Origin of the sequence: Clostridium sp. CAG:43 (genome assembly GCF_000434655.1) — a bacterium.
GTDB lineage: Bacteria > Bacillota > Clostridia > Lachnospirales > Lachnospiraceae > Otoolea > Otoolea fessa.
Map to the genome: position 1 here is coordinate 18,901 of NZ_FR895073.1, position 2,599 is coordinate 21,499.

Here is a 2,599-nt window from a genome sequence, read left to right on the forward strand (position 1 = left end):
GAGCGTCGTGTAGTCCTCTTCCAGCACACGTTTTTCTACAATATCGATCACCTTGCTCAGATCGCTGTCCTGCAGCACCTCGCCCACCTGGTCGAGAATCTTATCTGCCTTGATGGAGGTCACATCGTCCAGAGACGGAATCGCCTGCGGAATGATGCGGGTCTTGCAGTAGCGCTGGATCTCGCGCAGCTTGTAAACCTCTTTGCCAACTACGAGGTTAAACGCCTTGCCCTCGCGTCCGGCACGGCCGGTACGTCCGATGCGATGTACATAATACTCGTCATCCTGCGGTACATCATAGTTGAATACCGCCTCGACATCATCGACGTCGATACCGCGGGCTGCCACATCCGTTGCCACCAGAATGTCCGTCCGTCCGGTACGGAATGCACGCATGACACGGTCACGCTGCTCCTGTTTCAAATCGCCGTGAAGCCCTTCTGCAAAATAGCCGCGTCCCTGTAAGCCCTGTACCAGCTCATCGACCTGCTTTTTCGTGTTGCAAAATACCACTGAGAGCTTCGGATCATAGAGATCCAGCAGACGGCACATAACCTCCAGCTTGTTCTTCGGTTTTACTTCATAATAATACTGGGTTACCTTCGGAACGGTCAGCTCTTTCTTGACCACGCGCACAATCTGCGGATCTTTCTGGAAGTTCGCCGCGATCCGCTGAATCGCCTGCGGCATCGTCGCTGAGAACATCAGCGTCTGTCTCTCCTCCGGCAGTGCGCTTAAGATGGTTTCCATATCCTCTAAAAAGCCCATGTTCAGCATCTCGTCCGCCTCGTCGAGGACAACCGTGTGGATCTGATCCATCTTGACGGTTTTGCGGCGCATGTGATCCATCACACGCCCCGGCGTACCGATGATAACCTGCACACCATCCTTGAGGGAACGGATCTGACGTCCGATCTCCTGTCCGCCGTAGATCGGCAGAACCTTGACACCGTGCATGTATTTTGCCAGGCGGCGGATCTCCTCAGATACCTGGATGGCAAGTTCACGGGTCGGGCAGAGAATGATCGCCTGCGGCTTCTTATTCTTCGGATCGATCTTCTGTAACAGCGGAATACCAAACGCAGCCGTCTTACCGGTACCGGTCTGTGCCTGTCCGATGATATCCAGTCCCTGCAGTTCCAGCGGAATCGCCTGTCCCTGAATCGGAGAAGCCGCCTCGAACCCCATATCGGTGATCGCGCGCATGATCTTTGCATCTAACTCTAAATCTTCAAATCTGATTGTTTCCATTCTATTCCTTTCATTGTCTGATTAACGGTCTGCACATTCCGGAGATACATTTCATATATCATATTAGTTATCTTTTTTTTGCATTCTTCCGGAATATTTACAAAAAAAGAAAGAGGCAGTTTGCCCCTTTGCAATACGCATAGCTATCACTATACCAGATCATAGTGTGGATGTCAAACAGATGGAGAAAAATTTGACATCCACCCCATTTGGGACTACACTAACAGTTGATTTCATACAGTTGCTGCATGCTCTATGAACCTGCCGGACTGTCACTGCATTTCTTATTTATATACACCCGAAGTTTTGTTGCACCGGATTTTCTCAAAACTTCCAGACATACATCACAGCAGAAAGGAGGACAGCGCCGTTCTTTTTCCAAAAGGTTTTTGATACAGGCGCCTGTTATCATTATGAAAATCATTGATTCACATTTGCACTTTTGTCCCGGTTACCCGCATTTCGATGAGATTGCCATCGAAGCCGGTCATATCAATAATGAAGAGCATCTGCGGGAATGCTTTCAGAAATATAATATCGTCGGCGGCATCGTCATGGGAAACCGCGGCGTTCACCCGGATAATCACACATACCCGGATTTTCTGCGCTATTGCGTCGGCGTCGAAGCACGAAAACTGACGCCGGAAAAGATTCAGAAGACATGCGATCTTGTCGAAGAAAACTTAAAACGGAATACCTGCGTCGGCATCAAACTCTATCCGGGATATGATTCCATCTACGTTACCGACGAGCGCTTCGAACCGATCTACGACCTCGCCAAGGCGTATAAAAAGCCGGTTGCCATCCACACCGGACAGACCGCCGGTTCCAAAGCATTCATCAAATACAGCCATCCGCTGACCCTCGATGAAGCCGCCGTCCGCCATCCGGATGTCCAGTTCGTCATGTGCCACTTCGGCAACCCGTGGCTGATGGATGCCGCCGCCGTTGTCGAGAAAAATGAAAATGTCGCCGCCGACCTCTCTGGGCTTTTAGAGGGCAAATTTGACATTCCGGAGTTTCTGGAAGAGCAGAGCGGGTATATCAGCACCCTGAAAACCTGGCTTGCCTACATCCGCGACTATGATAAGCTCATGTTCGGCACCGACTGGCCGCTCGCCAACTATGAAGATTACATTGAAATTACGAAACGGCTGATTCCGGAAAAATACTGGGAAACTGTGTTCTATCAGGCGGCGGAGCGGATTTATCATTGCAATTTTTAATGGATTTTTAGAAATCCTAACTCTTTTAAACCATAAAAAAGATACTGAAAACGGCTTATTTCAGGCTGTTCCCAGTATCTTTTTTATCTCAAACCATCATTCTTTCCCGGCACCTGTCACGT

The 2,599-nt window shown here is 49.6% G+C and carries 2 protein-coding genes; one reads left to right on the top strand and one right to left on the bottom strand.

Annotated features, from left to right (window positions below):
- A partial coding sequence (locus QVO97_RS05955; RefSeq protein ID WP_288189118.1) for a DEAD/DEAH box helicase occupies positions 1-1,251 on the bottom strand: 1,251 nt, incomplete at its 3' end.
- 413 nt (positions 1,252-1,664) lie between these two features.
- On the opposite strand from QVO97_RS05955, the gene QVO97_RS05960 reads away from it, so the two are divergent.
- Entirely contained in the window at positions 1,665-2,477 is an 813-nt protein-coding gene (locus QVO97_RS05960) for an amidohydrolase family protein (RefSeq protein WP_022359467.1), read from the top strand.
- Positions 2,478-2,599 lie beyond the last annotated feature (122 nt).